The sequence below is a fragment of the Streptomyces sp. CB01881 genome, from assembly GCF_002953255.1.
Lineage (GTDB): Bacteria > Actinomycetota > Actinomycetes > Streptomycetales > Streptomycetaceae > Kitasatospora.
In genome coordinates, this window is sequence record NZ_CP026498.1 from 11014035 (window position 1) to 11018616 (window position 4582).

The window sequence follows — 4582 nt, forward strand, 5'->3', positions numbered from 1 at the left end:
ACGCCCCGCCCGCACACCCCGCCGCGGTCCGACGACGGGCCGACCGGCCCGCATGATGGAGCCCGCTCGCCGCAGAGCCGGTGATCCACCGGGAACCGGCTCCTCCCGGCGGCCCGGGACAGCCCACCGCCCTGGAGCGTGCGCGGGTGGCGCGATCTCCAGGGCGGTGGGCGCCGACGGGTGCCCGGGGTGGTCAGGCCGTCCGGTGGACGTGGAACCCGCGCCCGCTCTTGCGGCCGAGGTGCCCGGCCTCGACCATGCGGGAGAGCAGGGGCGGCGGGGCGTACAGCGGTTCCTTGTACTCGTCGTACATCGACCGGGCGATCGCCTCGACGGTGTCCAGGCCGATCAGGTCGGCGAGTTGGAGCGGGCCCATCGGGTGGGCGCAGCCGTGGACCATGCCGGCGTCGATGTCCTCGGGGCCGGCGTGCCCGGCCTCGGCCATCCGGATCGCGGAGAGCAGGTAGGGCACGAGCAGGGCGTTGACGACGAAGCCGGCCCGGTCGCGGGCGCGGACGACGCGCTTGCCGAGGACGTCCCTGGCGAAGGCCTCCACCCGGCCGGCCACGGCGGGGTCGGTGTGCAGCGAGGTGACGAGTTCGACCAGCGGCATGACCGGGGCCGGGTTGAAGAAGTGCAGCCCCAGGACGTGGGAGGCCCGGCCGGTGGTGATGCCCAGCCGGGTCACCGGGATGGCCGAGGTGTTGGTGGCCAGGACGGCGTCCTCGGCGACGAGCACCTTGTCCAGGGTGGTGAGCACCTCCGTTTTGACCCTCTCGTCCTCGACGACGGCCTCGACGACGAGCTGGCGGTCGGCGAGCGCCTCCAGGTCGTCGGCGAACAGCAGGTGGGCCCAGGCGTCGGTGCGCTGCTGCTCGCTGATCCGGCCCCGGTCGACGGCGCGGTGCAGCGAGCGGTCGATCCGGCTCCGGGCGGCGCGCAGGGCGGCCCGGCCGGACTCGCAGACGATGGTGTCGAGTCCGGCGCGGGCGAGGACCTCGGCGATGCCGGAGCCCATCTGTCCGGCGCCGACGACCGCGACACGGCGGATGTCGTTCATGGTGCCGTTCATGGTGCACTGCCTCCGTGGTCGGGCGGCTCAGGCCGCGGTGCGGATCCGCACGAGGTGGCGGGCGTAGGCCCCGGTCGTGAGGAAGGCGGGCAGGTCGGCGCCGAAGGCGGTGTCCTCCAGGATGCGCACCGCGTCGTCCACCAGCACCAGGTCGGAACCCTCGGCGAGCAGCGTGGCACGCTCACGGTCGATCAGGCGCCGCACCAGGTCGGCGGTGGCGAGCGAGCCGCCGGCGAGCCGGGAGCAGTGGTGCTGCCACTGCCAGATCTGGCAGCGGGCGATCTCGGCCGTGGCGACGTCCTCCATCAGGCCGAAGACGGCCACCGCGCCGGAGCCGTCCAGCCAGGCGACCAGGTAGCGCAGGGCGACGGCGACGTTGGAGCGCACGCCCTGTTCGGTGGGGAGGCCGACGGAGAGCCGGTGGACGGCGAGCAGGTCGGCGGCCGTGACCTCGACGTCCTCGCGGGTGCGGTCGAGCTGGTGGGGGCGGTCGCCGAGGACGGCGTCGAAGGCGGTGCGGCAGGTGGCGACCAGGGCGGGGTGGGCGACCCAGGACCCGTCGAAGCCGTCGCCCGCCTCGCGCTCCTTGTCGGCCCGGACCTTGGTCAGGGCCGCCTCGTTGGCGGCGGGGTCGCGCTGCGGGATCGCGGCGGCCATGCCCCCGATGGCGTGGGCGCCGCGCCGGTGGCAGGTGCGCACCAGCAGGTCGGTGTAGGCGCGCATGAACGGCTGGGTCATCGTCAGGGTGGCACGGTCCGGCAGGACGAAACGCGGACCGCGGTGGGCCAGGTTCTTGATCAGACTGAACAGGTAGTCCCAGCGGCCCGCATTGAGGCCGGCGGCGTGGTCGCGCAGCTCGTGGAGGATCTCCTCCATCTCGAAGGCGGCCGTGATGGTCTCGATCAGGACGGTGGCGCGGACGGTGCCGTGCGGGATGCCCAACTCGGCCTGGGCGAAGGTGAAGACGTCGTTCCAGAGCCGGGCTTCGAGATGGTTCTCCAGCTTCGGGAGGTAGAAGTACGGGCCGCTGCCGCGCTCGATCTGGAGCCGGCCGCAGTGGAACAGGTAGAGGCCGAAGTCGACCAGGGCGCCGACGGCCGGGCGGCCGTCGATCAGCAGGTGCTGCTCGTCCAGGTGCCAGCCGCGGGGACGGACCACGATGGTCGCGGGGGTGTCCCCGACACGGTAGCGCCGGCCCTCCGGCGTGGTGTCGTCGATCCGGCGCTCGATCGCGTCGACCAGGTTCAGCTGGCCGGAGACCAGGTTGTGCCAGGTGGGGGAGGTGGCGTCCTCGAAGTCCGCCAGCCACACCCTGGCACCGGAGTTGAGGGCGTTGACGGTCATCCGCCGCTCGGGAGGGCCGGTGATCTCCACCCGGCGGTCGACCAGGCCCGGCCCGGCGCCGGCGACCCGCCAGGTGAGGTCCTCCCGGACGGCGCGGCTCTCGGGGCGGAAGTCGAGGGTGGCACCGGCGGCCAACTCGGCGCGGCGGCGGTCGCGTTCGGCGAGCAGCTCGGTGCGGCGCCGGGCGAACCGGTCGTGCAGGCGGGTGAGGAAGGCGAGGGCCTCGGGGGTGAGGATCTCGTCGAAGCGGTCCTCGTGTTCGCCGAGGACCTCGATACGGCTGGGGTGGCTCATCCGGTTCTCCAGGAGGGCGGGTGGGAGGCGCCCGGGGCCTCGTCCCTCAACGAGGCCCCGGGCGGTGGGGTGGACGGCGGCTCGTCCCCAACGAGGCCGCCAGGGTGGCTCAGTGGAATTGCTCGGCCTCGGTGGAGCCGGTGAGCGCCAGGGTCTCGGCCTGCGGGTTGAGTGCGGTGGAGACCAGGTCGAAGTAGCCGGTGCCGACCTCGCGCTGGTGCTTGACGGCCGTGTAGCCGTCCGGCACCGCGGCGAACTCGGCCTCCTGCAGGTCGACGTAGGCCGTCATGCCGTGCTCGGCGTAGCCGCGGGCCAGCTGGAACATCGAGTGGTTGAGCGCGTGGAAGCCGGCCAGCGTGATGAACTGGAAGCGGTAGCCCATCGCACCCAACTCCCGCTGGAACTTGGCGATCTGGTCGTCGTCCAGGGCGGCCTTCCAGTTGAAGGAGGGCGAGCAGTTGTAGGCCAGCATCTTGTCCGGGTACTCGGCCTTGAGTGCCTCGGCGAACTCGCGGGCCTGGGCGAGGTCCGGGGTGCCGGTCTCGACCCAGATCAGGTCGGCGTACGGGGCGAAGGCGAGGCCGCGGGAGATCACCGGCGCCATGCCGGGCTCGACCCGGTAGAAGCCCTCGGCGGTGCGCTCGCCCGTGCAGAACCGGGCGTCGCGCTCGTCCACGTCGGTGGTCAGCAGGTTGGCGGCGAGCGCGTCGGTGCGGGCCACGATCACGGTCGGCACGTCGGCGATGTCGGCCGCCAGGCGGGCCGAGTTGAGCGTGCGGATGTGCTGGGCGGTGGGGACGAGCACCTTGCCGCCGAGGTGGCCGCACTTCTTCTCGGAGGCGAGCTGGTCCTCGTAGTGGATGCCCGCGGCGCCGGCGGCGATCATGCCCTTGGTGAGCTCGAAGGCGTTCAGCGGGCCGCCGAAGCCGGCCTCGGCGTCGGCCACGATCGGCACCAGCCAGTCGAGGCCGTCGCTGCCTTCGGCGGCGTCGATCCCGTCGGCGCGCAGCAGGGCGTTGTTGATCCTGCGGACCACCTGGGGAACGGAGTTGGCGGGGTAGAGGCTCTGGTCCGGGTAGGTCTGGCCCGCCTGGTTGGCGTCGGCCGCCACCTGCCAGCCGGACAGGTAGATCGCCTTCAGCCCGGCCTTCACCATCTGGACGGCCTGTCCGCCGGTGAGCGCGCCGAGGGCGTGGATGTAGTCCTGCTCGTGCAGTTGCCGCCACAGGCGCTCGGCGCCGCGCCGGGCCAGGGTGTGCTCCTCGCGCACCGTGCCGGACAGGCGCACCACGTCGGCCGCCGTGTAGGTGCGCTCGACGCCCGCCCAGCGGGGGTCGGAGGCCCACCGGGCGGCGAGCTCCGCCGCGCGCTGCTCCTGCTGCTGCCGAACCGACTGAGTCATGGGTCTGCTCCCCAGGGGTGCTCGTTGCGAAGGATGTGACGCACCTCACCGCAAGGGCGAGTGGGCGGCCGGGTGGTGCCGGGCGGCGGTGGAACACCGCAGGACGTGGATGCCCGGACAGCATTCCCGGCCGCGACTGACCTGGTATTTCACTGCTGTCCTGCGCACCTCCCGGCCGCACCACCGACTCTGGCAGCCCGCGGAGCCACCGTCACCGGTGGACTGCTGCCAACTTCTGCGAACGATCCCCGGCGAATCTGCGAAGGTTGCGACGACCAGGCCCCGCGTCCTGCGGTTAGGCTGCGCCCACTCGGTCGGCCGATGCACTCAGTTGGGGGAGAACGACACGATGGGAAAGGCCTTCGCCGGCGCCCGGCTGCGCCGCCTGCGCGAGGAGCGCGGCCTGAGCCAGGCCGCCCTCGCCCGGCTGATCGATCTCTCGCCCAGCTACCTCAACCAGTTCAGTTGGA

At 72.7% G+C, this 4582-nt stretch carries 4 protein-coding genes; 1 reads left to right on the forward strand and 3 read right to left on the reverse strand.

Features of this window, described 5'->3' with window-relative positions; translation table 11 throughout:
- Nucleotides 1-193: 193 nt before the first annotated feature.
- From C2142_RS37445 to aceA, 3 genes are all read right to left on the reverse strand, one after another.
- On the reverse strand, nt 194-1072 hold the full coding sequence (locus C2142_RS37445) for a 3-hydroxybutyryl-CoA dehydrogenase (protein ID WP_277347307.1): 879 nt from the start codon (nt 1070-1072) through the stop codon (nt 194-196).
- Nucleotides 1073-1099: 27 nt separating this feature from the next.
- On the reverse strand, nt 1100-2710 hold the full coding sequence (gene aceB, locus C2142_RS37450; RefSeq protein ID WP_148647182.1) for a malate synthase A: 1611 nt from the start codon (nt 2708-2710) through the stop codon (nt 1100-1102).
- 109 nt (nt 2711-2819) lie between these two features.
- Complete coding sequence (aceA, locus tag C2142_RS37455; protein ID WP_148647183.1) at nt 2820-4112, reverse strand: isocitrate lyase; 1293 nt, start codon at nt 4110-4112, stop codon at nt 2820-2822.
- 349 nt (nt 4113-4461) lie between these two features.
- On the opposite strand from aceA, the gene C2142_RS41315 reads away from it, so the two are divergent.
- Nucleotides 4462-4582 (forward strand): helix-turn-helix domain-containing protein (locus tag C2142_RS41315; RefSeq protein WP_241003345.1); only part of this gene is annotated, 121 nt, incomplete at its 3' end.